This window comes from Janthinobacterium sp. MP5059B, assembly GCF_001758645.1.
GTDB lineage: Bacteria > Pseudomonadota > Gammaproteobacteria > Burkholderiales > Burkholderiaceae_D > Janthinobacterium > Janthinobacterium lividum.
Map to the genome: position 1 here is coordinate 921695 of NZ_LRHX01000006.1, position 26535 is coordinate 948229.

At 61.8% G+C, this 26535-nt stretch carries 15 protein-coding genes and 3 tRNA genes; 15 read left to right on the plus strand and 3 right to left on the minus strand.

What is annotated here, in order from left to right:
* Positions 1-136: 136 nt before the first annotated feature.
* From JAB1_RS08710 to JAB1_RS08760, 11 genes are all read left to right on the plus strand, one after another.
* Positions 137-1300 (plus strand): efflux RND transporter periplasmic adaptor subunit, encoded by a 1164-nt coding sequence (locus JAB1_RS08710; protein WP_083299625.1) that lies wholly within the window; start codon positions 137-139, stop codon positions 1298-1300.
* The gene (locus JAB1_RS08715; protein ID WP_070279503.1) at positions 1297-4395 is read left to right on the plus strand and encodes an efflux RND transporter permease subunit; all 3099 of its coding nucleotides are present in this window, start codon (positions 1297-1299) and stop codon (positions 4393-4395) included. The genes JAB1_RS08710 and JAB1_RS08715 overlap by 4 nt, the downstream gene beginning before the upstream one ends.
* Before the next feature lie 173 nt (positions 4396-4568).
* Positions 4569-4651: transfer RNA gene (locus JAB1_RS08720), tRNA-Leu, on the plus strand.
* 726 nt (positions 4652-5377) lie between these two features.
* Entirely contained in the window at positions 5378-6718 is a 1341-nt protein-coding gene (gene tig, locus JAB1_RS08725; RefSeq protein ID WP_070279866.1) for a trigger factor, read from the plus strand.
* Between the two features lie 76 nt (positions 6719-6794).
* A complete protein-coding gene (gene clpP / locus JAB1_RS08730) occupies positions 6795-7421 on the plus strand; it encodes an ATP-dependent Clp endopeptidase proteolytic subunit ClpP (RefSeq protein WP_034787300.1) in 627 nt (208 codons plus the stop codon).
* Between the two features lie 200 nt (positions 7422-7621).
* Positions 7622-8890, plus strand: a complete 1269-nt coding sequence (gene clpX, locus JAB1_RS08735) for an ATP-dependent Clp protease ATP-binding subunit ClpX (RefSeq protein WP_034787303.1) — start codon at positions 7622-7624, stop codon at positions 8888-8890.
* A gap of 276 nt (positions 8891-9166) precedes the next feature.
* Positions 9167-11578, plus strand: a complete 2412-nt coding sequence (gene lon, locus JAB1_RS08740) for an endopeptidase La (protein WP_034787304.1) — start codon at positions 9167-9169, stop codon at positions 11576-11578.
* A gap of 204 nt (positions 11579-11782) precedes the next feature.
* The gene (locus JAB1_RS08745; protein WP_010398442.1) at positions 11783-12055 is read left to right on the plus strand and encodes an HU family DNA-binding protein; all 273 of its coding nucleotides are present in this window, start codon (positions 11783-11785) and stop codon (positions 12053-12055) included.
* A gap of 125 nt (positions 12056-12180) precedes the next feature.
* Positions 12181-12257 (plus strand) — tRNA-Asp (locus tag JAB1_RS08750).
* Positions 12258-12274: 17 nt separating this feature from the next.
* Positions 12275-12351: transfer RNA gene (locus tag JAB1_RS08755), tRNA-Asp, on the plus strand.
* A 411-nt stretch (positions 12352-12762) separates the two neighbouring features.
* Positions 12763-14688: a SurA N-terminal domain-containing protein gene (locus JAB1_RS08760; protein WP_070279867.1), complete on the plus strand. Its 1926-nt coding sequence runs from the start codon at positions 12763-12765 to the stop codon at positions 14686-14688.
* Positions 14689-14856: 168 nt separating this feature from the next.
* Here JAB1_RS08760 and JAB1_RS08765 read toward each other — a convergent pair whose 3' ends face one another.
* Complete coding sequence (locus JAB1_RS08765; RefSeq protein ID WP_070279868.1) at positions 14857-15489, minus strand: arylesterase; 633 nt, start codon at positions 15487-15489, stop codon at positions 14857-14859.
* A gap of 160 nt (positions 15490-15649) precedes the next feature.
* Here JAB1_RS08765 and JAB1_RS08770 point away from each other — a divergent pair, with 160 nt between their 5' ends.
* Positions 15650-16297, plus strand: coding sequence for an ABC transporter ATP-binding protein (locus JAB1_RS08770; protein ID WP_092606695.1), 648 nt, complete (start codon positions 15650-15652; stop codon positions 16295-16297).
* A gap of 118 nt (positions 16298-16415) precedes the next feature.
* Here JAB1_RS08770 and JAB1_RS08775 read toward each other — a convergent pair whose 3' ends face one another.
* Positions 16416-17960: a bifunctional ADP-dependent NAD(P)H-hydrate dehydratase/NAD(P)H-hydrate epimerase gene (locus JAB1_RS08775; RefSeq protein ID WP_070279504.1), complete on the minus strand. Its 1545-nt coding sequence runs from the start codon at positions 17958-17960 to the stop codon at positions 16416-16418.
* A 132-nt stretch (positions 17961-18092) separates the two neighbouring features.
* Between JAB1_RS08775 and JAB1_RS08780 the strand changes: the two genes are divergently transcribed.
* A complete protein-coding gene (locus tag JAB1_RS08780; protein WP_070279505.1) occupies positions 18093-21665 on the plus strand; it encodes a hydantoinase B/oxoprolinase family protein in 3573 nt (1190 codons plus the stop codon).
* Here JAB1_RS08780 and JAB1_RS08785 read toward each other — a convergent pair.
* Positions 21647-22597, minus strand: coding sequence for an AraC family transcriptional regulator (locus tag JAB1_RS08785; RefSeq protein ID WP_070279506.1), 951 nt, complete (start codon positions 22595-22597; stop codon positions 21647-21649). The genes JAB1_RS08780 and JAB1_RS08785 overlap by 19 nt on opposite strands.
* Before the next feature lie 179 nt (positions 22598-22776).
* Between JAB1_RS08785 and JAB1_RS08790 the strand changes: the two genes are divergently transcribed.
* Both JAB1_RS08790 and JAB1_RS08795 read left to right on the plus strand, forming a co-directional pair.
* Positions 22777-23823 (plus strand): NAD(P)-dependent alcohol dehydrogenase, encoded by a 1047-nt coding sequence (locus JAB1_RS08790; protein ID WP_034787320.1) that lies wholly within the window; start codon positions 22777-22779, stop codon positions 23821-23823.
* 281 nt (positions 23824-24104) lie between these two features.
* Entirely contained in the window at positions 24105-26531 is a 2427-nt protein-coding gene (locus tag JAB1_RS08795; RefSeq protein ID WP_083299628.1) for a membrane-bound PQQ-dependent dehydrogenase, glucose/quinate/shikimate family, read from the plus strand.
* Positions 26532-26535 lie beyond the last annotated feature (4 nt).

Sequence of the window (26535 nt, forward strand, 5' to 3'; positions counted from 1 at the left end):
ACTTCCGCCATGACCAAACTGATATTGTCACAAATTTAAGGATATCGCGTGCGAAAAAGTTTGGCCTGACCCAAAGGACAGGCAAAAAGTTTCTCCGCATAAAAATATTACAGCCCGCATAGTAAAGGAAAATACCTTGTTTGCCCTGAAAACCCTGCGCCGCGAGACCGGCGCTTCCGCACTTCCTGCCCTGCGGCTGATTGCCGCCGCCGCCTTGGCGACGACCCTGGCGGCCTGTTCCAAGCCTGCCGTCAAAGTGGAAGACGTGCGCCCTGTGCGCGCGATTGTGTTGTCTAGCAGTAATGTTGACGTGAGTGCCGAGCTGTCGGGCGAGGTCGTGCCCCGTGTCGTATCGCAGCTGGGCTTCCGCGTGGGTGGCAAGATTGTGGCGCGCAAGGTCGACGTGGGCGCCAGCGTGAAGAAGGGGCAGGTCCTGATGCAGCTCGATCCTGTCGACTTGCAGCTGTCGCAGGCGCAGGCCAAGGCCTCGCTGGTCAGCGCGGAGACGAGCCGCGACCTGGCGCGCGCGGAATTGAAGCGCTACCAGGATTTGCGCGAGAAGAACTTCGTCAGCCAGGCCGTGCTCGACGGCAAGGATGCCACCTACAAGGCGGCGCAGGCAAACGTGGAAGCGGCCCAGGCCCTGTACCGGGGCCAGGCGAACCAGTCCGGCTATGCCAGCTTGCTGGCTGACGTCGATGGCGTCGTCACGCGCATCGAGGCTGAAGTGGGGCAGGTGGTGGCGCCCGGCGCGCCCGTGGTGCAAGTGGCCAGGAGCGGCGAGAAGGAAGTCATGATCGGCATTCCTGAAGATAAGGTTGAAACCTTGCGTAGCGTCAAGGATGTGGTGGTGCGCCTGTGGGCCGACCCGAAACAGGCGTTGCCGGGCAAGATACGCGAAGTATCGCCCGTGGCCGATGCCGCCACGCGCACCTACCTGGCGAAAGTCAGCATCCCGGACGCGCCGCAGGCACGCCTGGGCATGACGGCCGTGGTGCAGTTCGCCTCGCAAACGACCACGCCGCAGATCAAGGTGCCGTTGACGGCCCTGTTTAATGAGAAATCGCAAAGTTCCGTGTGGGTGGTGGAAAATGGCGCCGTGAAGCTCGTGCCGGTGACGGTGGGCGGCGTCGCGGGCAATGAGTTGCTGCTGACCTCGGGCGTGAAGGAAGGCCAGACGGTGGTCACGGCCGGCGTCAACCTGCTCAAGCCGGGCCAGAAAGTGACCATTCTCGGCGCCGAACTGGCCAGCAAGCCTGAAGTGGCCGCTGCCCCCGTCAGCGTGGGTGCGGCCAAATGAAGGGCGGCTTCAATCTGTCGCGCTGGGCGCTCGAACACATCCCGCTGACGCGCTACCTGATGGCCGTGCTGCTGATCGGCGGCATGCTCAGCTACGCCAGCCTGGGCCAGGATGAAGATCCCCCGTTCACCTTCCGCGCCATGGTCTTGCAAGCCTACTGGCCCGGCGCCACGGCCTTGCAGATGGCCGAGCAGGTGACGGACAAGCTGGAAAAGAAACTGCAGGAAACGCCGTACATCGACGAAATCACCAGCTATTCGAAGCCGGGCGAAACCCTGATCCTGCTGGAGCTGCGCGAATCGGCGCCGCCCAAGGAAACGGCGGCCGCCTGGTACCAGGTGCGCAAGAAGATCGGCGACATCCAAGGCACCTTGCCGGCCGGCGTCGTGGGCCCGTTCTTCAATGACGAGTTCGGCGACACGTACGGCTCCATCTTTGCCCTGTCCGGCGATGGTTTTACGTACGCGGAAATGAAGGATTACGCGGACAAGGTACGCCAGGAACTGCTGGCCGTGGGGCAGGTATCGAAGGTGGAACTGTTCGGCGTGCAGGATGAAAAGATCAATATCATCTTTTCGCACAAGAAATTTGCCCAGCTGGGTATTCCGTTCGACGCCATCGTGCAGCAACTGTCCGCGCAAAACAGCATCAACGCCACCGGCGTGCTGGTGACGCCGACGGACAATCTGCAAGTGCGCGTGACGGGCGCCATGGTGACCGTCAAGGACCTGGAAAACCTGGAACTGCGCGCCAACGGCACGACTTTCCGCCTCGGTGATTTTGCCACAGTAAAACGTGAACTCGTCGATCCTCCCAAGGACAAGATGCGTTTCAATGGCAAGGAAGTGATCGGCCTGGGCGTGTCGATGGAAAAGGGCGGCAATATCATCGACATGGGCAAGGCCTTGCAGGCGACGGTGACGCGCATGAAGAGCGAATTGCCGGTCGGCATAGAGCTGCAGCGCGTATCGAACCAGCCGGAAGCCGTGTCCGCCTCCGTGGGTGAATTCGTGCATACCCTGATCGAAGCCATCCTGATCGTGCTGGCCGTCAGCTTTGTCGCGCTGGGCTTGCACACGAAACCGCTGCGCATCGACGTGCGGCCCGGCCTGGTGGTGGCGCTGACCATCCCGCTGGTGCTGGCTGTCACCTTCCTGTTCATGCGCCTGCTCGACATCGACTTGCACAAGATTTCCCTGGGCGCCCTGATCATCGCGCTGGGCCTGCTGGTCGATGACGCCATCATTGCCGTCGAGATGATGGTGCGCAAGATGGAAGAGGGCATGTCGCGTTTCGATGCGGCCACCTTCGCCTACACGTCGACGGCCATGCCCATGCTGACGGGCACCCTGATCACGGTGGCGGGCTTCTTGCCCATCGGCCTGGCCAAGTCGGCCGCCGGTGAATACACGTTCTCCTTGTTCTCCGTCAATGCGCTGGCCCTGATTATCTCGTGGGTGGTGGCCGTCGTCTTCACGCCTTACATCGGCTACGTCTTGCTGAAAGTGAAACCGCACGCGCACAACGACCATGAATTGTTCGATACGCCGAACTTCCGCCGCTTCCGCCGCGCCGTCACCTGGTGCGTGGAATGGCGCAAGACGACGATCGCCGCCACCCTGGCCATCTTTGCGCTGGGCATCTATGGCTTTAACTTTATCGAAAAGCAATTCTTCCCCGATTCCAGCCGTCCTGAACTGATGGTGGAACTGTGGTCGCCCGAAGGCACGACCTTTGCGGCGAATGAAAAGCAGGTCAAGAAATTCGAAGCGTTCGTCGGCAAGCTCGACGGCGTGGAAAGCGTGACCAGCTATGTGGGAACGGGCAGCCCCCGTTTTTACCTGCCGCTGGACCAGATCTTCCCGCAGACCAATGTGTCGCAAGTGGTGGTCTTGCCGAAGAGCCTGGCCGACCGTGAACGCCTGCGCCAGCAAATCGTCGATGTCTTCAAGAAGGATTTTCCGGAAGTGCGGGGCCGTGTAAAACTGTTGCCGAATGGGCCGCCGGTGCCGTATCCCGTGCAGTTTCGCGTCACGGGACCGGAAGTGGCCGGTGTGCGCGCCATCGCCGACCAGGTCAAGGACATCATGCGCGCCAATCCGAACACCCTGGGCGTGAACGACAACTGGAATGAATCGGTGAAAGTGCTGCGCCTGGACCTGGACCAGGACAAGATGCGCGCGCTGGGCGTCACCTCGAAAACGGTGATGCAGGCGGCCAATACGATTCTGTCGGGCACCGTCATCGGCCAATTCCGTGAAGACAATAAGCTGATCGACATCCAGGTGCGCCAGCCGCTGGAAGAGCGGGCGACGATTTCCGTGCTGAACGACACGAATATCCCGACGGCGACGGGCAAGTCCGTACCCATCTCCCAGCTGGCCCGCGCGCATTTCGTGTGGGAACCGGGTGTCGTCTGGCGCGACAAGCGTGAATGGGCCATTACCGTGCAATCGGACGTGATCGATGGCATCCAGGGCGCCACCGTGTCGACGCAGCTGGCGCCGCAGCTGGACGCCTTGCGGGCCAAGTTACCGGCCGGCTACCGCATCAATGTGAAAGGCGTGGCGGCCGACAGCGGCGAGGCGGAAGCGTCGATCTCGGCGAACTTGCCGCTGGCTATCTTCATCATCTTCACCTTGCTGATGCTGCAGCTGCACAGTTTCTCGCGTTCCCTGCTGGTGTTCCTGACGGGGCCGCTGGGCGTGGCGGGTGCCGCCTTTGCCTTGCTGCTGCTGCACCGCCCGCTGGGTTTCGTGGCCAACCTGGGCGTCATCGCGCTGTTCGGCATGATCATCCGCAACTCGGTGATCCTTGTCGACCAGATCGAGCAAGACATCCGCGATGGTTCGGCCCCATGGGACGCCATCATCGACTCGGCCGTACGCCGCTGCCGGCCCATCGTGCTGACGGCCGCCGCCGCCGCGCTGGCCATGATCCCGTTGTCGCGCTCCGTGTTCTGGGGGCCGATGGCCGTCGCCATCATGGGCGGCCTGATCCTGGCGACGGCCTTGACCTTGCTGTTCTTGCCGGCCCTGTATGCGGCCTGGTTCCGGGTCAGGAAGCCGGAGCCGGCGACGGCAAAAGAAGGCTAGCAGCCAGCGCCAGGGCGCGGGCATAAAAAAGGCGGCATTCCTCTGGGAAATCCAGTAGAATGCCGCCTTTGCTTTACCGAGGGCTTGCTCGTTGAGTCCGCGGTAGCCAGATCGCTCCCGAGTTGTTAAAATCAGGGAGTCCCTGTGGCGAGCAGTGCAAAGTAGTACAAAATGCGGATGTGGTGGAATTGGTAGACACGCTGGTCTTAGAAGCCAGTGCTTCGGCTTGGGAGTTCGAGTCTCCCCATCCGCACCAATCCGGGTTGTTCCAGCCCGGACGTGCAGCACCATCAAGTTGTTCTTCAGCCTCGTTGCAGGCGTCTTTCCTGTTTTTCCTGCTGCCTTTCCTGTATTTCCGTCATCCGGGCTGCCTTTGCTTGCGCCATTTTTCGCCAGAGATCGCGCGGCAGTGAAGGGCCCGGGCGGAGATTTGCCTGAAAAATGGCCAAATTGAGGTAAATCAAAGGTTTTTTGCCCGAAATCTTCGCTCTGGGCGCATTTCTTTGTTTCGGACGGGGCGCCAGTTCGCATATACTAATGAATGAAGCAGGCTGGAAAGCCTGTCTCTGGCGAAATAAAGAATGCCGGGGCAAGAGTAAAGACAGGGCACCCCCAGGCTGTGGCGATTCATTCGCCGCCGCTGGTATCCTCTGTGGCCGGGCTGCAAAGCCAGCCACTTTCCCGAAGTCCTTTGTTATAATGCCACGCTTTACCGAATGATGGCCGGCCCTGCATTTACTTAGAAGCAAGGCTGGACGCTCGGAGCCCTGTCGCAGTACTGGAAGCGGCGGATTGTTTGGTGCCTGGTGCGGGTTTTTCCCTCAGCCGGGTAGACCAGGTCCATTGTCCTGCTTGCAGTACTTTTACAGATGAATATGCGAGCGAGTGAAGCTGGACCCATGTCTTGTTGCCAGTGATGGCGCAAGGGGTCGGGTCTTCTTTTCTCGCACCAACAGTGTTTATTTTTTGGACGATTTTTTACATGGCAACTGCAGTCGAAACCTTGGGCAAACTCGAACGTCGTATCACGATCTCCTTCTCGCTGACGGACGTCCGCACGGAAGTTGAGAAGCGCCTGAAAGTGCAAGCCCGTACGGCTAAGGCACCGGGCTTCCGTCCGGGCAAAGTGCCGTTGAAAATGGTCGCAGCACAATACGGCTACCAAATTGAATCCGAAGTGCTGAACGACAAAGTCGGCCGCGCGTTCAACGACGCCGCCAACGAAAACAATCTGCGCGTGGCCGGTTTCCCGAACATCGTGCCGAAAGAAGAAGCAGCCGAAGGCCAGCTGGCTTTCGACGCAACGTTCGAAGTGTATCCGGAAGTCGCCATCGGCGACCTGACGGCCGTTGAAATCGAAACCGTGCAAGCCGACGTGTCGGAAGCCGAAATCGACAAGACCATCGACATCCTGCGCAAGCAGCGCGTGCACTTCCACACCAAGGGCGAAGCTGGCGAACACGGCGACGGCGGTGAGCCGATCGCTGCCAACGGCGACCGCGTGACCGTCGACTTCGTCGGCTCGATCGACGGCGTTGAATTCCCGGGCGGCAAAGCTGAAGGCTACGCTTTCGTGCTGGGCGAAGGCCGCATGCTGCCAGAATTCGAAGCAGCGACCCTGGGCCTGAAAGTAGGCGAGTCGAAGACTTTCCCGCTGTCGTTCCCAGAGGACTACCACGGTAAAGACGTTGCCGGCAAAACCGCTTCGTTCACCATCACGCTGCAAAAGCTGGAATGGGCGCACCTGCCGGAAGTCGATGCCGAATTCGCAAAGTCGCTGGGCGTTGCCGATGGCGACCTGGCCAAAATGCGCGAAGACATCAAAGTCAACCTGCAACGTGAAGTCGCTGGCCGCGTAAAAGCACGCAACAAGGAAGCCGTCATGGACGCGCTGATCAAAGTTGCTGAGCTGGAAGTGCCAAAAACGCTGATCGCTCAGGATTCCGAGCGCCTGGCCGAAATGACCCGTCAAGACATGGCGCAGCGCGGCATGAACGTCAAGGACGTGCCTTTCCCAGCAGAACTGTTCGCAGAAAAAGCCGAGCGTCGCGTACGCTTGGGCCTGATCCTGTCGCAACTGGTTGGCGACAACAAGCTGCAGGCTACGCCTGAGCAAGTCAAGGCGCAAATCGAAGATTTCGCCCAAAGCTACGAAGATCCACGCGAAGTGCTGAAGTACTACTACAGCGACCGTCGTCGTCTGGGTGAGATCGAAGCCCTTGTATTGGAAGAAAACGTCGTCACCTACGTGTTGGGCCTGTCGAAAGTCACGACGAAAGCAGTTGCTTTCGACGAACTGATGGGAAGCAACGCACAAGCGTAAACCAGTTGGTATTGGGATGCCGGCTCTTGCCGTAAGGTATTTGCGGTATCCCCTAACTGCTTCACAAGGAAATGAAATGACAGGTATGAACCGTAATCCGGCGCTGGACACAGAGATGCTCGGCCTGGTGCCGATGGTGGTGGAACAAAGCGGTCGCGGCGAGCGCTCGTATGATATTTACTCGCGCCTGCTGAAGGAACGCTTGATTTTCATGGTCGGCCCGGTCAATGACCAGATGGCCAACCTGGTTGTCGCCCAGCTGCTGTTCCTGGAAAGCGAAAATCCGGAAAAGGAAATCTCGCTCTACATCAACTCGCCAGGTGGTTCGGTTTCGGCCGGCATGGCCATCTACGACACCATGCAGTTCATCAAGCCGGACGTCTCGACCCTGTGCACGGGCATGGCTGCTTCGATGGGCGCTTTCCTGCTGGCCGCTGGCGCCAAGGGCAAGCGTTTCTCGCTGCCGAACTCGCGCATCATGATTCACCAGCCGTCCGGTGGTTCGCAAGGCATGGCGTCCGATATCGAGATCCAGGCGAAGGAAATCCTTTACCTGCGCACCCGCTTGAACGGCATCATGGCCGAGCGCACGGGCCAGACGATCGAACAGATCGCCAAGGACACCGACCGCGACCGTTTCATGTCCGCCGACGAGGCCGTTGAGTATGGTTTGATCGACAAAGTGTTGACCAGCCGCGCTTGATGAGCCCCTACCGGTATTGCTAAGTACGTAAGTTAACGCCCGGGCGCTCAAACGTTCGGGCGTTTCGCTTTTATTTCGGGTAGCATGGAGCTTGTGCGCGTTGTTGACTTGCGCCATGGCTAGCGGCCTTTACGGGCGGCAACCAACATCCGGCTTGCGATTTTGCAATATTGTTAATGCAGTTCCAACCAAAATGCCTTATGTCAGACAAAAAATCCTCTAGCGGCGAAAAATTACTGTATTGCTCGTTCTGCGGCAAAAGCCAGCACGAGGTGAAGAAACTCATCGCCGGCCCGTCCGTATTCATTTGCGACGAGTGCATCGACTTGTGCAACGACATCATCCGTGATGAAACGTCGAGCATCGAGACGGTGACCGGTACCAAATCCGACCTGCCGACGCCGCAAGAAATTGCCGCCTTGCTCGATCAGTACGTGATCGGCCAGCAGACTGCCAAGCGCATCCTGTCGGTGGCGGTGTACAACCATTACAAGCGCCTCAAGCACCTGGGCAAGAAAGACGACATCGAACTGGCCAAGAGCAACATCTTGCTGGTCGGTCCTACCGGTTCGGGCAAGACCCTGCTGGCACAGACCCTGGCGCGCATGCTCAACGTGCCGTTCGTGATCGCCGACGCCACCACCCTGACCGAAGCCGGTTACGTGGGTGAAGACGTGGAAAACATCATCCAGAAGCTGCTGCAAAGCTGCAACTATGACGTCGAGAAAGCCCAGCGCGGCATCGTCTACATCGATGAGATCGACAAGATTTCGCGCAAGTCCGACAATCCGTCCATCACGCGCGACGTGTCGGGCGAGGGCGTGCAGCAAGCCTTGCTCAAACTCATCGAAGGCACGATGGCTTCCGTGCCGCCACAGGGCGGCCGCAAGCACCCGAACCAGGATTTCGTGCAGATCGACACGACCAACATCATGTTCATCTGCGGCGGCGCCTTTGACGGCTTGTCGAAAGTGATCGCCAACCGTTCCGAAAAGAGCGGTATCGGCTTCTCGGCCACGGTGCGCAGCAAGTCGCAAAGCACGGCCAGCGAACTGATGTTGCAAGCGGAACCGGAAGATCTGGTCAAGTTCGGCCTGATCCCGGAACTGGTGGGCCGTCTGCCCGTCATCGCCACCCTGGCTGAATTGACGGAAGAAGCGCTGATCCAGATCCTGGTCGAGCCGAAGAATGCGCTGATCAAGCAGTATTCGAAGCTGCTGGAGATGGAAGGCGCGGAACTGGAGATTCGTCCGGCCGCCCTGCATGCGATCGCCAAGAAGGCGCTGGCGCGCAAGACCGGTGCCCGTGGCCTGCGTTCCATCCTGGAACATGCTTTGCTGGACGTCATGTACGAACTGCCGAGCGAACAAAATGTGGTGAAAGTCGTCATCGACGAAAATACCATCACCAGCGGCGCCAAACCTTTGTTGATTTATCAAGAGACTGCCAAGGCCTCCGGAGAAAATTGATTACTGCCGAGACAAATGCATAAAAAGGGTTTTGATTCCTTAATGCATGGCAGTACAATTTAAATCAATGAGTGCAGGCTTCAATCGGAAAGCCACTCGCGGCGCTTAGCTGCGCGTGGCTTTTTTACTGTGAAAACTGCATTTATTACCGTCATGCGGGTGTGTTTTGCGAAATAGACAGAAAAATGTTTGTTTCACAGAATTATTTATTCTCGCCGGTCTTGTGTTTTGGCAGCGAGCGCCAACATCGTAAACACGCTTTCTATAAGGTACGCCATGACAACTTCCAAATTAACTGAGCAAACTCAACTGCCGTTATTGCCGTTGCGGGATGTCGTCGTTTTCCCGCATATGGTGATACCGCTGTTCGTTGGCCGTCCAAAGTCGATCAAGGCGCTGGAAGCTGCGATGGAGCAGGGCAAGAGCATCATGCTTGCCGCTCAAAAAGCAGCCGCGAAGGACGAGCCGTCTCCTTCGGATATCTATGAAATTGGCTGCGTCGCCAATATTCTGCAAATGCTGAAGCTGCCCGATGGCACCGTCAAGGTGCTGGTCGAAGGCGCGCAGCGTGCCCGTATCAACCACATCAGTGATGCGCCGACGCACTTCATCGCCGACCTGACGCCGCTCGAGTCCGAGCCGGGCGACGAGTCGGAAGTCGAAGCCATGCGCCGCGCGATCGTGCAGCAGTTCGACCAGTACGTCAAACTGAACAAAAAGATTCCACCGGAAATCCTCGCTTCGCTGTCGGGTATCGACGATGCCGGCCGCCTGGCCGACACGGTGGCCGCGCATCTGCCGCTGAAGCTTGAGCAAAAACAAGTCATCCTGGAAATTTTCAGCGTGGCCAAGCGCCTCGAGCACCTGCTGGGCCAGCTCGAAGGCGAGCTCGACATCCTGCAGGTGGAAAAGCGCATCCGCGGCCGCGTCAAGCGCCAGATGGAAAAGTCGCAGCGCGAGTACTACCTGAACGAGCAAGTCAAGGCGATCCAGAAGGAATTGGGCGAGGGCGAAGATGGCGCCGACCTCGACGAGCTGGAGAAAAAAGTCGCTTCGGCAAAGATGCCGAAGGAAGCGCTCGACAAGGCTACCAACGAGCTGAAAAAGCTCAAGCTGATGTCGCCGATGTCGGCCGAAGCCACCGTCGTGCGCAACTACATCGACACCCTGGTCAATTTGCCTTGGAAAAAGAAATCCAAGGTCAATAACGACCTGGCGAATGCGGAAAAAGTGCTCGAGGGCGACCACTACGGCCTCGACAAGGTCAAGGAACGCATCCTGGAATACCTCGCGGTGCAACAGCGCGTCGACAAGCTGAAAGCGCCTATCCTGTGCTTCGTCGGTCCTCCGGGCGTCGGCAAGACCTCGCTGGGCCAGTCCATCGCCCGCGCGACGAACCGCAAGTTCGTGCGCATGGCCCTGGGCGGCGTGCGCGACGAAGCCGAGATCCGCGGCCACCGCCGCACCTACATCGGCTCGATGCCGGGCAAGATATTGCAATCGCTGTCGAAAGTCGGCGTGCGCAATCCTTTGTTCCTGCTCGATGAAGTCGACAAGATGGGCGCCGATTTCCGTGGCGATCCATCGTCGGCCCTGCTGGAAGTGCTCGATCCGGAACAGAACCACACGTTCTCCGACCATTACATCGAAGTCGATTTCGACTTGTCCGACGTGATGTTCGTGGCCACGTCGAATTCGTACAACATTCCGCCAGCCTTGCTCGACCGTATGGAAGTGATCCGTCTGTCCGGTTACACGGAAGACGAAAAGACCAGCATCGCGCAGCGTTATCTGCTGCCGAAGCAGATCAAGAACAATGGCTTGAAGGAAGAGGAAATCTCGGTGGCCGAGTCGGCCTTGCGCGACATCATCCGCTACTACACGCGGGAAGCCGGTGTGCGTTCGCTCGAGCGTGAAGTGTCGAAGATCTGCCGCAAGGTGGTCAAGATGCTGCTGCTGAAGAAATCCGACAAGAAAGTCATCGTCAACTCGAAGAACCTGGATAAATTCCTTGGCGTGCGCCGCTATGATTTCGGTGTCGCAGAGAAAGAAAACCAGGTAGGCCAGGTGGTCGGTCTGGCATGGACGGAAGTGGGCGGCGATCTGCTGACCATCGAAGCCGTGTCGATGCCGGGCAAGGGCGGCATCATCCGCACGGGTACCTTGGGCGACGTCATGAAAGAGTCGATCGAGGCAGCCCGCACGGTGGTGCGCAGCCGGGCACAGCGCCTGGGCATCAAGGCGGACGTGTTCGAGAAGAGCGACATCCACATCCACGTGCCGGAAGGCGCGACACCGAAGGACGGTCCTTCGGCTGGCGCGGCCATGACGGTGGCGATGGTGTCGGTCTTCACGGGCATCCCCGTGCGCGCCGACGTGGCGATGACGGGCGAGATTACCTTGCGCGGCGAAGTATTGCCGATCGGCGGCCTGAAAGAAAAGCTGCTGGCAGCCCATCGCGGCGGCATCAAGACGGTCCTGATTCCAGAGCAGAATGTGAAAGACCTGGCCGATATTCCGGACAACGTCAAGAACAAACTGGAGATCGTTCCCGTGCGCTGGATCGACAAAGTGCTGGAAATCGCCCTCGAACGCATGCCTGAAGCGTTGGCGGACGTCGCTGCGGTGGAGGCTGTCACGGCTGCCGCGGCCAAGCCTGACGCGGCCGGCGAGGTAGTAAAACACTAACGTTTTACCCCTGTTTTCCCCAAACAAGCGCTTTTAGAGCGCTTGTTTTATATTGAAACGTGAATTGCGCCCCCAAAGCGCTTGACACATATACAGTGTGGCTTGTTTAATACGCCTGCACATTTTTTTCGCCGGACAGCTGTGGTGCCAAAAGTGCCGCAACGATACGGTAAACGTTTTATACCTTTGTAATTGGGGATGCTAGTGAACAAGACTGAATTGATCGACCACATTGCTGAAAAAGCTGACATTTCCAAAGCCGCCGCTGCGCGCGCACTCGACGCTGTTATCGGCGGCGTGACGGAAACTTTGAAAAACAACGACAGCGTGACGCTGGTTGGTTTTGGCACTTTCTCGGTCAGCGAACGCGCTGAGCGTACCGGCCGCAATCCGCGTACCAAAGAAGCGATCACGATCGAAGCTGCAAAAGTTCCAAAATTTAAAGCTGGTAAAGCTTTGAAGGATGCTGTAAACTAACGGACTTCGGTGAGGTGACAATCACCGGAAACATTTGGCGGCGCCTTCGGGTGCCGCGATTTCAGGGTTGAAGTTCTTCGAATCGCAACCCTGGATACAAATGCAAGTAGTACTGTGTATTTTTCGGAGTGGTAGTTCAGTTGGTTAGAATGCCGGCCTGTCACGTCGGAGGTCGCGGGTTCGAGTCCCGTCCGCTCCGCCAAAAAAATACGCTCTTAAGGAGTGGTAGTTCAGTTGGTTAGAATACCGGCCTGTCACGTCGGGGGTCGCGGGTTCGAGTCCCGTCCGCTCCGCCAGAATATAGAAGCCCGCGCTGCTGAATAAGTAGCGCGGGTTTTTCTTTTATGCTCCCGATTATCTTTGCCCCCCTCGTTTTAATTCTGCCGCCATGCTTTTTCCGAATGGCCCGCGCGCGCATTTAAATCCGCTTTAAGCTTTGCCAGGTTTAATGTCCAGGCTGCCGCCTGGCCGGCCATGCGCCGCCAGGGCAGGGCGGGCGCCCTGATTTACTCTTGCTATAGCGCTATGGGCATTGTAGAATCAGGAGATAATGGCTTGGGCGTCAGAATCCTGCTTTAGTTCCAGCGCCAAGTTGTTGAATCTAAAGGGGAAGTGGACATCTGTCCCGTCCATTCCGCCGAAGAAATCAAGGCGAACGCATGTTCGCCTTTTTTTATAGTGATCCACTCATCCCGAATTGGCTGACCATGTTTGAATTTATTCGTACCCATCGACGCTTGATGCAGTTTCTCTTGATGCTGGTCATCGTCCCGTCTTTTGCACTGGTCGGTATCAGCGGCTACCAAAGCTTCGGCGATGGCGCGAACACCATCGCCAAGGTCGGCGACCAGGTCGTTACGCAGCAGCAATATGAAGAAGCGCAACGCCAGCAGATCGACCGCTACCGCCAGATGATGGGCGAGCAGTTCGACCAGAAAATGTTTGACACGCCGGAAGCACGCCAGAGCATCCTCGACAACCTGATCGCCGAGCGCGCCGTGGCCGCCGAAGTGGGCCGTAGCCACCTGGTCATCAGCGATGCCGTGCTGCAAAAGGAAGTGCTGGAAATCCCGGGCTTGACCTTGCCGGACGGTAAATTCGACCTGGAACGCTACAAGGCCATGCTGGCAGCCCAAGGCATGACGCCGCAGATGTACGATGCGCGCCGCCGCAGCGACCTGGCCCTGCAGCAACTGGCCGGCGCCGTGCAAGGCACCGCCTTCGCGCCGAGCACCGTCTCCAAGCGTTTGTCCGACATCACCTCGGAAGAGCGCGAAGTGCAGGAACTGCTGCTGCCGATCGCCCAGTATGTGCCGGAAGTCAAAGTGACGGACGCCATGATCAAGGCTTTCTATGACAAGAACAGCAAGTTCTTCGAGATCCCGGAACAAGCCAAGGTCGAATACGTCGTGCTGGACGACAGTGCTGCAGGCGAGCAAGTCGACGTGACCGACGCCGACGTGACCGGCTACTATGCGAAGAACCAGAAAGCCTACACGACGGAAGAAGCGCGCCAGGCCAGCCACATCCTCGTAGCCGTCAAGAAAGACGCCTCGGCCGCCGACAAGGCAGCCGCCAAGGCCAAGGCCGAAGCCATCCTGGCCGACGTGCGCAAGACGCCTGCCAGCTTTGCTGCCGTGGCGAAAGCCAAGTCGGAAGATCCGGCGTCCGCAGAGCAGGGCGGCGACCTGGGCGTGATTGGCAAGGATGGCTTGCCGGCACCGCTGCTGAGCGCTGTCGCGAAACTCAAGCAAGGCGAAATCAGCGACGTCGTCGCTTCCGATTTCGGCTTCCACATCCTGACCGTCACCTCGCTCAAGCCACAGCACGTGCGTGCGCTGGACGAAGTGCGCGGTGAAATCACGGCGGATCTGCGCAAGCAATTTGCCGCCAAGAAATACTCGGAAATGGCGGAAACGTTCACCAACACGGTCTACGAGCAATCGGACAGCCTGAAGCCGGTGGCCGACAAGCTGAAACTGAAAGTGGAAACCGTCGCCAACCTGTCGCGCACGCCGTCGCCAGCACTGGGCAAGGCGCCGTTCAACAATGCCAAGTTCCTGTCGGCCATCTTCTCGAACGATGCACTGAAAGACAAGCGCAATACGGAAGCCGTGACCGTTGCGCCGAACGTGCTGATCGCCGGCCGCGTGGTGGAATTCAAGCCGGCAACCAAGCGTCCGCTGGCCGAAGTCGAAGCGATGATCCGTCAGCGCGTGACCCTGGAAGAAGCGGAAAAGCTGGCCAAGAAAGCGGGCGAGACCAAGCTGGCAGCCTTGAAGGCATCCGGTGACGCCACCGGTTTCGGTGCGGCGCAATGGGTATCGCGCAGCAAGCTGGACGGCATCAACCGTGCCGCCATCGCGCAAGTCATGAAAGCGGACACGAGCAAGCTGCCAGCCTATGTGGGCGTGGACCTGCCAGCCCTGGGCTACGGCATCTACCGCATTGCCAAGGTGCAGCAGCCGGAGCAAGTGGACGCGGCGCGCCGCCAGCAAGAGAAAGACCAGATCGGCGGCATCCTGGCGCAACAGGAAATGTTCGATTATGTCGAATACCTGAAAGCCAAGGCCAAGGTGAAGATCGTCAAGCCGGTCACCGCCCCAGCCACCCCAGCGCCGGAAGCACCGTAAGATTTAGTTTCCACGCATAAAAATAGCCGCTCTTGAGCGGCTATTTTTTTTGTCTGCGAGTTGTGAGCCTTGTTTAACCCAAGGGCGCAAGACTGGGGTCGGACCCTCAGGGTCCGACCCCGGCAGTTCGGCCTACGGGGTGAAAATTGAGTGAGCTTCTGAGTCGGCTTACTTGGCCCCCAGCAACGGCGCCAGCTGTGGCCAGATGTTTTTCAGGATGGTTGGATGGGCTAGCGCATTCGGGTGCATGCGGTCGGCCTGGAACAGCTGCGGCTGGTCGGCGATGCCTTCGAACATGAAGGGCACCAGCGGCGCCTTCCATTCCCTGGCCAGCTTGCCGTACACGCCGTAAAACTGTTCGCCGTAGGCGCGGCCATAGTTGGGCGGCATGCGCATGCCCACCAGCACCACCTGCGCGCCCGATTTTTTGGCCGCCTCACCCATGGCGCGCAGATTCGCTTCGGCCGCCGCCACGGGCAAGCCGCGCAAGCCGTCGTTGGCGCCCAGTTCGATCAGCACGACATCGGGCTGGTGCTTGGACAGCAGGGCGGGCAGGCGCGCGCGGCCGCCGCTGGTGGTCTCGCCGCTGATGCTGGCATTGACGATGCGCGTATCGTTCTTTTGTGCCTGCAGCCGCTGTTCCAGTAGCGCCACCCAGCCCGTGCCCCGTGCCAGCCCATACTCGGCCGAGAGGCTGTCGCCGAGCACCAGCAGCGTTTTTGGTGCAGAATAGGCGTTCGTCATGCTCGATACCAGCAGCAGGGCTGCCGCAGGAAGCAGGGACAGCGTGCGCCGCCGCATGCGGCTGCTGCCCTTGACACTTATTTGTTCACGAAATTTTTTAAGATAGATCAGCATGCCCGAATTCCCTAAAGCGACTTCCACCAGTTTTCTCCCGTCAGAAGCAGCGGCCCAGCGGCCCGCCGCACCCCACAGCCAAAATGCCCAGCCGGCCATCGAAGTGGTCCAGCTGGCCAAGCGCGTACCCGATGCCGATGGTGAGCTGACCATCCTGCATCAAGTCGATTTTACCGTGCAAACGGCCGAGACGCTGGCCATCGTCGGCGCCTCCGGTTCCGGCAAGTCGACTTTGCTGGGCTTGCTGGCGGGCCTGGACACGCCGAGCGAGGGCAAGGTGATCCTCGACGGCACGGATATCTTCGCCCTCGACGAAGACGGCCGCGCCGGTTTTCGCAAGGAAAAGCTCGGTTTCGTGTTCCAGTCCTTCCAGCTGCTGGCCCACCTGACGGCGCTGGAAAACGTCATGCTGCCGCTGGAATTGCGCGGCGACCCGGACGCGAAGGAAAAGGCGCAAGCCATGCTGGGCAGAGTCAACCTGGGCAGCCGCCTGAAGCACTATCCGAAATACCTGTCCGGCGGGGAGCAGCAGCGCGTGGCCCTGGCCCGGGCGTTCGTGACGGAACCGCCGCTGCTGTTCGCCGACGAACCGACGGGCAGCCTCGATGCGGCCACCGGCGAGGCCGTGATCCAGCTGATGTTCGAGTTGAATCGCGAACGGGGCTCGACCCTGGTGCTGGTCACGCACGACAGCTCGATCGCGGCCCGCTGTGGCCGCACCATTACCATCTCGGCGGGCAGGTTGGTGTGATTGGTGCTGGTGATTGTCGGATTACGCGCTGGCGCGCTAATCCGACCTACTTGCCTGCCATCATCGCAGCCGTAGCCTGGATTAGCGCAGCGTAATCCAACACTCCCACGCCATACGCTTATGCCGACAAGGCATTGATCAACTTGCGTATCGCCGGGATCAATTCCCCCGCCGTCAACCCGATGGGGCCGCTGCCTGCGGCCACCAGCGCATCGGCGGCCGCGCCATGCAACCACACGGCGCCCAGCGCCGCCTCCCATTCGGGCCAGCCTTGCGCCAGCAGGCTGCCGCACAGGCCGGACAACACGTCGCCCGTGCCGGCCGTCGCCAGCGCGGGGCCGCCCGTGTTGTTGACGACGACCTGGCCGTCGGGCGCGGCGATCACCGTGCCCGAACCTTTTAATACCACGATCGCGCCCAGCTGCGTGGCCAGCTGGCGCGCCGCGCCCAGGCGGTCGGCCTGCACTTCGGCCACCGTCATGTCGAGCAGGCGTGCCGCTTCCAGCGGATGCGGCGTCAATATCGTCGCACCCGCGCCCGTGCGTACGGCCACCGCCGATTGCAGCTCCGGTTCGGCCGCCATCAGGTTCAGCGCGTCCGCGTCCAGCAGCAGGGGGCTGTCGCTGTCAATGGCGCGCTGCAGCAGCTCCACCGTATCGGCCTTGTCGCCGAGGCCGGGGCCGGCCACCAGCGCCGCGAAGTGCAGGCCCGAGAAATCCACGTCCCTGGCGTGCCGGCACATGAGTTCCGGCTGGCCGCTGTCGAAGGCGGGCGGTGCGTCGGGAAACGCGATATACACTCTTCCCGCGCCCGCATGCAGGGCCGTGCGGGCCGCCAGGATGGGCGCGCCGGCCATGCCTTGCGCGCCGCCGATGACGGCTACGCTGCCGTAGCTGCCCTTGTGCGTATTCTGGCGCCGTGGCTGCAGCTGGCGGGCGAACAGGTGCAGGCCGCCCAGCTGCGCCTTCGCCGCGGGCAGCAGGGCAGGGGCTATGGCCAGGGCCGCCACTTCCACTTCCCCCGCATGGTCGCGGCCATTCGCCGTGTGCAGGCCCGGCTTGTCGCCGATGAAGGTGAGCGTATGCGTGGCGCGGATGGCGACGCCATCGATGGCGCCCGTGTCCGCGTGCAGGCCGCTGGGCACGTCGAGCGCCAGCACGGGGCAATCGAGATTGTTGACCAGCTGCGCCATGTCGCGGCATTCGCCGTCCAGGGGACGCGACGCGCCGATGCCGAACAGGCCATCGATGACGAGGTGCCAGGGCGCCGCGCCCACTGCCGCAGACGCCATCGAGGTTGCCGCTTCCATGAAGCGGGCGGCGCTGTTGCGCGCGCGGCTCAGCGCCTGTTCGCGCTCGGGCGACGTGGCTTGTGCCTCGGGCGCCAGCCAGACGAGCACCTCGGTGCCGCTGCCGGCCAGGTGCGCGGCCGCTTCCAGCGCGTCGCCGCCGTTGTCGCCGGGGCCGGCCAGTATCAGTACGCGCCGGTGGCCCGCGCCGTCGCCATCTTCCTGGGCGTGCAGCAGCTTCAGGGCGGTACTGGCGGCAGCCTGGCCCGCGCGCTGCATCAGCAGCCCTTGCGGCAGGTCTTGCATGGCCGCTTGTTCGATGGCGCGCAGTTCGGCGATGGAGTACAGCGGTGTTGCAGAGTCGATCAGGGGCATGGAGCGTGTTCCGTTAGTCAGCATGTCTTCAACATAAGGCCGAAGCGGTCGAAAGGCAAGGCGCGCACGCCTGAATCGCGTCCCTGTTTGGCGGCTACAATAGCCATCTCACATAAGCGCGGGGGCAAGGCGATGGACTGGCAATTCTGGATCGACCGGGGCGGCACCTTTACGGACATCGTGGCGCGCCGTCCTGACGGCAGCCTGGCCACGCATAAGCTGCTGTCGGAAAACCCGGGCCAGTACCGCGACGCGGCGCTGGCCGGCATGCGCCAGCTGATGGGCCTTGCGCCTGGCGCGCCGCTGCCCGTGGAACAGGTGGGCGCCATCAAGATGGGCACGACGGTCGCCACCAACGCGCTGCTCGAACGCAAGGGCGAGCCCACCGTGCTGGCCATCACGCGCGGTTTTCGCGACGCCTTGCGCATCGCCTACCAGAACCGCCCGCAGCTGTTCGCCCGCCAGATCATCCTGCCCGAACTGCTGTACGGCGACGTGATCGAGATTGATGAAAGGGTGGGCGCCCATGGCGACGTCGTGACGCCGCTCGACGAGGCGGCCGCGCGGGTGGCGCTGGACCAGGCCTATGCGCGCGGCGTGCGCGCCATCGCGATCGTGCTGATGCACGGCTACCGTTACCACGCGCACGAGGCGCGGCTGGCGCAGCTGGCGCGCGAGGCCGGCTTTACGCAGGTGTCCGTGTCGCACGAGGTCAGCCCCATGATGAAACTGGTGGCGCGCGGCGACACCACGGTGGTCGATGCCTATCTGTCGCCCATCCTGCGCCGCTACGTCGACCAGCTGGCGATGGAGCTGCCCGGCGTGCACCTGCAATTCATGCAGTCGAACGGCGGCTTGACGGATGCGCGCGCCTTCCAGGGCAAGGACAGCATTCTGTCCGGTCCCGCGGGCGGCATCGTCGGCATGGTGCGCGCCAGCGCGCTGGCCGGTTTCGATAGAGTCATCGGCTTCGACATGGGCGGCACGTCCACCGACGTGTCGCATTACGCGGGCGAGTTCGAACGCGTGTTCGAGACGCAGATCGCCGGCGTGCGCATGCGCGCGCCCATGATGAGCATCCACACGGTGGCCGCGGGCGGCGGCTCCATCTTGCATTTCGACGGCGCCCGCTACAAGGTGGGGCCGGACAGCGCGGGTGCCAACCCGGGGCCCGCCAGCTACCGGCGCGGCGGCCCGCTGGCCGTCACCGACTGCAATGTCATGCTGGGCAAGCTGCAGCCCGCGTTCTTCCCCCGCGTCTTCGGCCCCGACGCCGATGAAGCGCTGGACGTGGCCACGGTGCGCGCCCAGTTCGAAGCGCTGGCGCGCACGGTGAGCTCCACCCCGGAGCAGGTGGCCGAAGGCTATATCGCTATCGCAGTCGGGAACATGGCCAACGCCATCAAGCAGATTTCCGTGCAGCGCGGCCACGACGTCACCGAGTACACCTTGACCAGCTTTGGCGGCGCGGGCGGCCAGCACGCCTGCCTGGTGGCCGACGCGCTGGGCATGCGCACGGTGTTCATCCACAGCCTGGCGGGCGTGATGTCGGCCTACGGCATGGGCCTGGCCGACCAGAGCGCCATGCGCGAACAGGCCATCGAGGCGGTATTGGGCGTGGATCTCGCTGGCGATTTCGCGCAACTGGGCGAACTGGCGCGGGGCGACTTGCTGCGCCAGGGCGTGGCAGGGGAGCGCATCGCGCTGGTGTCGCGCGTGCACCTGCGCTATGAAGGCACGGATTCGGCCCTCGTCGTGCTGTTCGATACGGCCGCCGGCATGCAGGCGCAGTTCGAAGCGGCCTACAAAAAACGCTTTTCCTTTTTGATGCCCACGCGCGCATTGATTGTCGAAGCCATTTCCGTGGAAGCCATCGGCGCTTCCGATGCGCCGCAAGCGGCCGCGCCGGCCCATGCGGCGCGCGCGGGCGCGCTGGCGCCCCTGCAGACGGTGGACATGTACTGCGCCGGAGCGTGGCGCGACAGCGGCCTGTATGCGGCGGACAGCCTGCGTCCCGGCGACGCCATCGATGGCCCGGCCATCGTCAGCGACGCCAATGCCACCACCGTCGTCGAACCGGGCTGGCGCGCCGACGTCACGGCGCATGGCCATTTGATCTTGCGCAGGGTGGCCGCCTTGCCGGAGCGGCGCGCCATCGGGACCAATGCGGACCCCGTGATGCTGGAAATCTTCAACAACCTGTTCATGTCGATTGCCGAGCAGATGGGCCTGCGCCTGCAGAATACGGCCCATTCCGTCAACATCAAGGAGCGGCTCGACTTCAGTTGCGCCATCTTCGATGCGCAAGGCCACTTGATCGCCAATGCACCGCACATGCCCGTGCACCTGGGCTCCATGGGCGAGAGCATCCGCACGGTCATGACGCGCAATGCGGGAACCATGCGGCCGGGCGACGTCTTCATGCTGAACGACCCGTACCAGGGCGGCACGCATCTGCCCGACGTGACGGTGATTTCGCCCGTCTTCGATGAAAAGGGAGAATCCATCCTGTTCTACGTGGGCTCGCGCGGCCACCATGCCGATATCGGCGGCACCACGCCCGGCTCGATGCCGCCCGACTCCACGCGCATCGAGGAAGAGGGCGTATTGATCGACAATTTCAAGCTGGTGGACGGCGCCACGGGTTTGTTGCGCGAGGAGGAAACACTGTCCCTGCTGGCGGGCGCCAGCTGGCCGGCCCGCAATCCCCGGCAAAACCTGGCCGACCTGCGCGCCCAGGTGGCGGCCAATCAGAAGGGGGCCGAGGAACTGCACAAGATGGTCGCGCATTTCGGCCACGCCGTCGTGCAAGCCTACATGGGCCACGTGCAGGACAATGCCGAGGAAGCCGTGCGCAGGGTCATCACGACCCTGAAGGATGGCAGCTACGCGCTGGACCTCGATAACGGCGCGCGCATCCAGGTGGCGATCAAGGTCGACGTGGCGCGGCGCAGCGCCGTCATCGACTTTACGGGGACCTCAAGCCAGCTGCCGAACAATTTCAATGCGCCGTCCGCCGTCTGCATGGCGGCCGTGCTGTACGTGTTCCGTACCCTGGTCGACGACGAGATTCCCTTGAACGCCGGCTGCCTGAAACCTTTGACCGTGATCATCCCGCCCGGCTCCATGCTCAACCCGCAGTATCCGGCCTCCGTCGTCTCGGGCAACGTGGAAACCTCGACCTGCATCACGAACGCCCTGTATGGCGCGCTGGGGGCGATGGCGGCCTCGCAGGGGACGATGAACAATTTCACGTTCGGCAGCGCCAAATACCAGTATTACGAGACGATATCGGGCGGCTCGGGCGCCGGCCCCGGTTTTGACGGCACGGACGTGGTGCAGACGAACATGACCAATTCGCGCCTGACGGACCCGGAAATTCTCGAGTGGCGGTTCCCCGTGCGCCTGGACAGCTACAGCATCCGCGCGGGGTCGGGCGGGGCGGGGCGCTGGCACGGCGGCAATGGCGGCGTGCGCCGGGTGCGCTTCCTGGAACCGATGACGGCGGCGATCCTGTCGAACAACCGGATTATTCCGCCTTTCGGCATGGACGGCGGCGAGGCGGGCGCGCTGGGACGCAATTACGTGGAGCGGGCGGACGGCACGGTGGAGCACCTGGCGCATATCGGCAAGACCGGCATGCTGGCGGGCGACGTGTTCGTCATCGAGACGCCGGGCGGTGGCGGTTACGGCAAGACGGAATAGGCCATGTCGGCACTGGCACTGGAACCGCTGAGCTGCGCGCGCACCTGGCCCACGTCGCGCATGGGCGCGCGGCCGAACTGGCGGCTGTATTCGCGGCTGAACTGCGATTCGCTGGCGTAGCCGACGCGGTAGCCGGCCGTGCCCGCGTCGATCTGCTCGACCAGCATCAAGCGCCGCGCTTCCTGCAGGCGCAGCAGCTTCTGGTACTGCATCGGCGTCATGGCCGTGATCGCCTTGAAGTGGTGGTGCAGCGACGACATGCTCATGTTCGCCATGCCGGCCAGGTGTTCGATGCGCAGCGGTTCGCAATAATTGTGCTTGATCCAGTCGATGGCTTGCCCCACCTGGTGCGACTGGCTGCTGGCCAGCGCCATGTGGCGCAGGCGCGCGCCGACAGGGCCGTTGAGCAGGCGGTAGGTCAGCTCGCGGCGGATCAATGGCGCCAGCGTGGCGATTTCTCCCGGCTTGTCGAGCAGGCGCACGAGGCGCAGCATGGCGTCGAGCAGTTCGGCCGACACGTCGCTGACGGAAATGCCGCGCGTGGCAGGCAGGATTTTCTGCTGCGCCGCGCTTTCGCTGTCGAGCAACGCGGCCACGTCGGCGATGTCGATTCCCAGCACCACGCACAGATGCGGCTTGTCCACGCTTGCCTCCACCACGCGCACCTGCACCGGCAGGTCGACGGAGGTCAGCAGATACTGCATGCGGCTGTAGTGGAAGGTTTCGCTGCCCAGGGTGACGTCCTTCGCCCCTTGCGCAATGATGGCCACGCTGGGGCGCGCCGCATGGAACAGCGATTCCGTGACGGACGACTGGCGGTGGAAGGTGAGGTTGCCGATGGCCGTCGTGTAGTCGCCCGTGCGCGGCGCGTGACGGCTGATCAGGGCGGCGATTTCATCTTGCGGCGGGATTGGTGTGGACAGTGTGGACATGTGGGCCAGTATGCGTCAGGTAGGTAAGGGCAGGGGCTGATCTTACGCAGATTTGGAGGATCGTGCAAAGGTCTTGCAGGATCGCGATAACGGCGGCCGGGCATCTCGGGCACACTTGTGCAATCGCATGCACTGCACGCGTCACCCCTCGTCACACACATATAGATACAGGAGTTTTCATGACCACCATCGCCAAAGGCTACGCCGCACTGGGCCCGACTTCCGCACTGCAACCGTTCACGTTCGAGCGCCGCGCCCCGCGCGAAGACGACGTGGCCATCTCGATCAAATACTGTGGCGTGTGCCATTCCGACATCCACCAGGCGCGCGACGAATGGGGCGGCGCCGCCTTCCCGATGGTGCCCGGCCATGAAATCGCCGGCGTCGTCACGGCCGTCGGCGCCAACGTCAGCAAGTTCAAGGTGGGCGACCATGTGGGCGTGGGCTGCTTCGTCGATTCCTGCACCACCTGCAAGACGCGTAACGTGGATCTGGAGCAGTACATGCCCGGCCTGATCCAGACCTACAACGGCCTGGAAGCGGACGGCAAGACGGCCACGCAGGGCGGCTACTCGGACAGCATCGTCGTCAAGGAAGGCTATGTGCTGTCGATTCCCGACAACCTGCCGCTGGACGCGGCCGCACCGCTGCTGTGCGCCGGCATCACCCTGTATTCGCCGCTGAACCACTGGAAGGCCGGCCCTGGCAAGCAGGTCGCCATCCTCGGCATGGGCGGCCTGGGACACATGGGCGTGAAAATCGCCCACGCCATGGGCGCCGAAGTGACGGTGCTGAGCCAGACCCTGTCGAAGCGCGAAGACGGCCTGCGCCTGGGCGCCAATCATTACTACGCCACCAACGATGCGGAAACGTTCAGCAAACTGGCCGGCACGTTTGACCTCATCATCTGCACGGTGGGCGCGTCCATCGACTGGAACCAGTACATCAACCTGCTGAAGGTCGATGGCAGCATGGTCATCGTCGGCATCCCGGACGGCGCCGTGCCGCCGATCAGCGCCTTCGGCCTGGTGGGCGCGCGCCGCAGCCTGTCCGGTTCCATGATCGGCTCGATCAAGGAAACCCAGGAAATGCTGGATTTCTGCGGCAAGCACAATATTGTGTCGGACATCGAGATCATCCGCATCCAGGATATCAATGAGGCGTTCGAGCGCGTGGTCAAAAGCGATGTCAGATATCGTTTTGTGATTGACATGGCGTCGCTGTAACACCCGGCGCGCCTGTGTTTGTTGGATTACGCGCTTTGCGCTAATCCAACCTACGCATATCCAGCGTTCCGGTAGGTCGGATTAGCTCGCAGAGCGTAATCCGACATCCCGCCAAATCACCCCATCTCCGCCAAAAATCAAGCTCCCCTGTCAATTTTTCTTTCCTTGCGTCAAAAATCGGCATAAAATGAAACCGTACAGTACAGTTTCACTACGTAGATTTAAAAAATCAGCCATCCCCGGCGCGTTGGCCTGGGCGGGGGAGGCGTCATGGATAAAAAATGGACACTTCAGCAAATAAGGGAGCGCCGGCGATCCCGGTGGTCTTCAGGGGCAAGCGGCTTGCCCTGACGGTTTTTGGTATTTTTCTCGGGTTTTCCGGCCTGGCCCTGGCGGCCGGTGGCATCGAATTGATTACCCTCGGCGGTTCCTGGTATTACCTGCCGGCCGGTCTCGGCCTGCTCCTCGCCGGCGTGCTGTATTTGCGCCGCAAGCCGCTGGCCAGCAGCATCGTCGCGGTGCTGGTCGTCGCCACCCTGGTCTGGGCCGTATGGGAAATCGGCTTCGCCTTCTGGCCCATGGTGCCGCGCCTGGCGCCGTTCCTCGTCATCGGCCTGGTGGCCGCCGTGCTGCATCCGTGGCTGGCGGGCCGCAAGCACAATGGGCAGTCGCGCGGCTTCGCGGCCCTGTTTGCCGTCGTGCTGGTGGCCGGTTTCGCTGCCATGTTCAAGCCGCACGGCGTGCTGGAATCCACCGCGCAGCCGCGGCAGGATGGCGTGACGGCCATCAATGACGGCAGCGCCAACTGGGCGCATTATGGCTATGGACCGCAGGGCACGCGCTTCGCGCCGTACACGCAGATCGACAAGGCTAACGTCGATCAGTTGCAGGTGGCGTGGACCTACCGCTCGGGCGAACTGGCCGAAGGCGCGTCCGAATCGCAGAATACGCCGCTGCAGATCGGCAACACCATCTATACGTGCACGCCGACCAGCAAGGTCATTGCGCTGGACGCCGACACGGGCAAGGAACGCTGGACCTTCGATCCGAAGCCAGCCAATACGAAGACGTGGAACCGCTGCCGCGGCGTCGGCTATTACGAGCCGGCGAAAGTGACAAAGCCGTTCCGTTTTGACGGCATGCAGGCGGCCAGCGCGCCGGTGGCGGGCGCGTGCGCCAGGCGCATCGTGCAAGTGACCATGGATGCGCGCCTGATCGAGATCGACGCGCAGACGGGCAAGCAGTGCGAGGGCTTCGGCGACAAGGGCTCCGTCGATCTTACCGTCGGCCTGGGCAAGGTCAAGATGAACGTGCCGTACTACGCCTACACGTCCGCGCCCACGGTGGCGCGCAACCTGATCATCCTTGGCGGCTGGGTCTTCGATGGCCGTTCCACCGATGAACCGTCGGGCGTCGTGCGCGCCTACAGCGCCGACACGGGGGAACTGGTGTGGGCCTGGGACCTGGGCAATCCGGCCATCACCAAACTGCCGCCGCAAGGGCAGACCTACACGCGCAGTACGCCCAACATGTGGTCGACCCCGGCCTTCGACGACGAATTGGGCCTGGTGTACCTGCCGACGGGGAACGAGCAGCCCGACTTCTGGGGCGGCAAGCGCCCGCCGCTGACGGAAAAATACGCGTCGGCCATCGTCGCCCTCGACATGGCCACGGGCCGCGAGCGCTGGACGTATCAAACCGTCCACCACGATATCTGGGACTACGACGTGGCCGCGCAGCCGGCCCTGTACGACGTCCCGGACGGCAAGGGCGGCAAGATCCCCGCGCTGGTGCAGCTGACCAAGCGCGGCCAGATATTCATGCTGGACCGCCGCACGGGCAAGCCGATCGCCGAAGTCATCGAAAAAGCCGTGCCGCAGGAGCACGCAGCCGGCGACTGGGTATCCAAAACGCAGCCATACTCCACCGGCATGCCGGCCCTGGGTGCGGAAACGCTGACGGAGCGCGACATGTGGGGCGCCACCTTCTTCGACCAGCTGGCGTGCCGCATCAGCTTCCGCAAGCTCAATTACCAGGGCGAGTTCACGGCGCCAAGCACGCAAGAGACCTTGATTTATCCAGGCTACTACGGCGGCTTCAACTGGGGCGGCGCGGCCGTCGATGAAAGCAATGGCTATATGTTCGTCAACGATATCCGCATGCCGCAAGTGGTCAGGCTGGTGCCGCGCGAAACGGTGGACGTGGCCAAGCTGACCTCGGGCCACGGCGTGGGCAGCACCTATCCGATGGATGGCACGCCCTTCGTCATCGACCACAAGGCGTTTAACTCTCCGCTGGGCATTCCCTGCCAAAGTCCGCCGTGGGGCGTGTTTGCCGCCATCGACCTCAAAACGCGCACGAAGGTATGGGAGCGTCCGGCCGGCACGGTGCAGGATGCCGTCATCAACGGCGTGCGCGCCCGGTTGCCTGTCCCGCTGGGCATGCCGACCCTGGGCGGCGGCATGAGCACGGCGTCCGGCCTGGTGTTTTATGCGGGCACGCAGGATTATTATTTGCGCGCCATGGATATCGCCACCGGACGCGAAGTGTGGAAGGCGCGCATGCCGGTCGGCTCGCAAGGCACGCCGATGACGTATGTGTCGCCCAGGTCGGGCCGCCAGTATGTCGTGGTGGTCGCGGGCGGCGCCCGCCAGAGCCCGGACCGGGGGGATTACGTGATAGCATACGCGCTTCCCAAGACACAGTAAGAGT

What these genes read in the sequence shown, in the direction of transcription:
- JAB1_RS08790 (WP_034787320.1), top strand. Translation starts at nt 22,777, where the DNA reads ATGACCACCATCGCCAAAGGCTACGCCGCACTGGGCCCGACTTCCGCA.
- JAB1_RS08785 (WP_070279506.1), bottom strand. Translation starts at nt 22,597, where the DNA reads ATGTCCACACTGTCCACACCAATCCCGCCGCAAGATGAAATCGCCGCC.
- clpX (WP_034787303.1), top strand. Translation starts at nt 7,622, where the DNA reads ATGTCAGACAAAAAATCCTCTAGCGGCGAAAAATTACTGTATTGCTCG.
- JAB1_RS08795 (WP_083299628.1), top strand. Translation starts at nt 24,105, where the DNA reads ATGGACACTTCAGCAAATAAGGGAGCGCCGGCGATCCCGGTGGTCTTC.
- tig (WP_070279866.1), top strand. Translation starts at nt 5,378, where the DNA reads ATGGCAACTGCAGTCGAAACCTTGGGCAAACTCGAACGTCGTATCACG.
- JAB1_RS08715 (WP_070279503.1), top strand. Translation starts at nt 1,297, where the DNA reads ATGAAGGGCGGCTTCAATCTGTCGCGCTGGGCGCTCGAACACATCCCG.
- lon (WP_034787304.1), top strand. Translation starts at nt 9,167, where the DNA reads ATGACAACTTCCAAATTAACTGAGCAAACTCAACTGCCGTTATTGCCG.
- clpP (WP_034787300.1), top strand. Translation starts at nt 6,795, where the DNA reads ATGACAGGTATGAACCGTAATCCGGCGCTGGACACAGAGATGCTCGGC.
- JAB1_RS08775 (WP_070279504.1), bottom strand. Translation starts at nt 17,960, where the DNA reads ATGCCCCTGATCGACTCTGCAACACCGCTGTACTCCATCGCCGAACTG.
- JAB1_RS08780 (WP_070279505.1), top strand. Translation starts at nt 18,093, where the DNA reads ATGGACTGGCAATTCTGGATCGACCGGGGCGGCACCTTTACGGACATC.
- JAB1_RS08765 (WP_070279868.1), bottom strand. Translation starts at nt 15,489, where the DNA reads ATGCGGCGGCGCACGCTGTCCCTGCTTCCTGCGGCAGCCCTGCTGCTG.
- JAB1_RS08760 (WP_070279867.1), top strand. Translation starts at nt 12,763, where the DNA reads ATGTTTGAATTTATTCGTACCCATCGACGCTTGATGCAGTTTCTCTTG.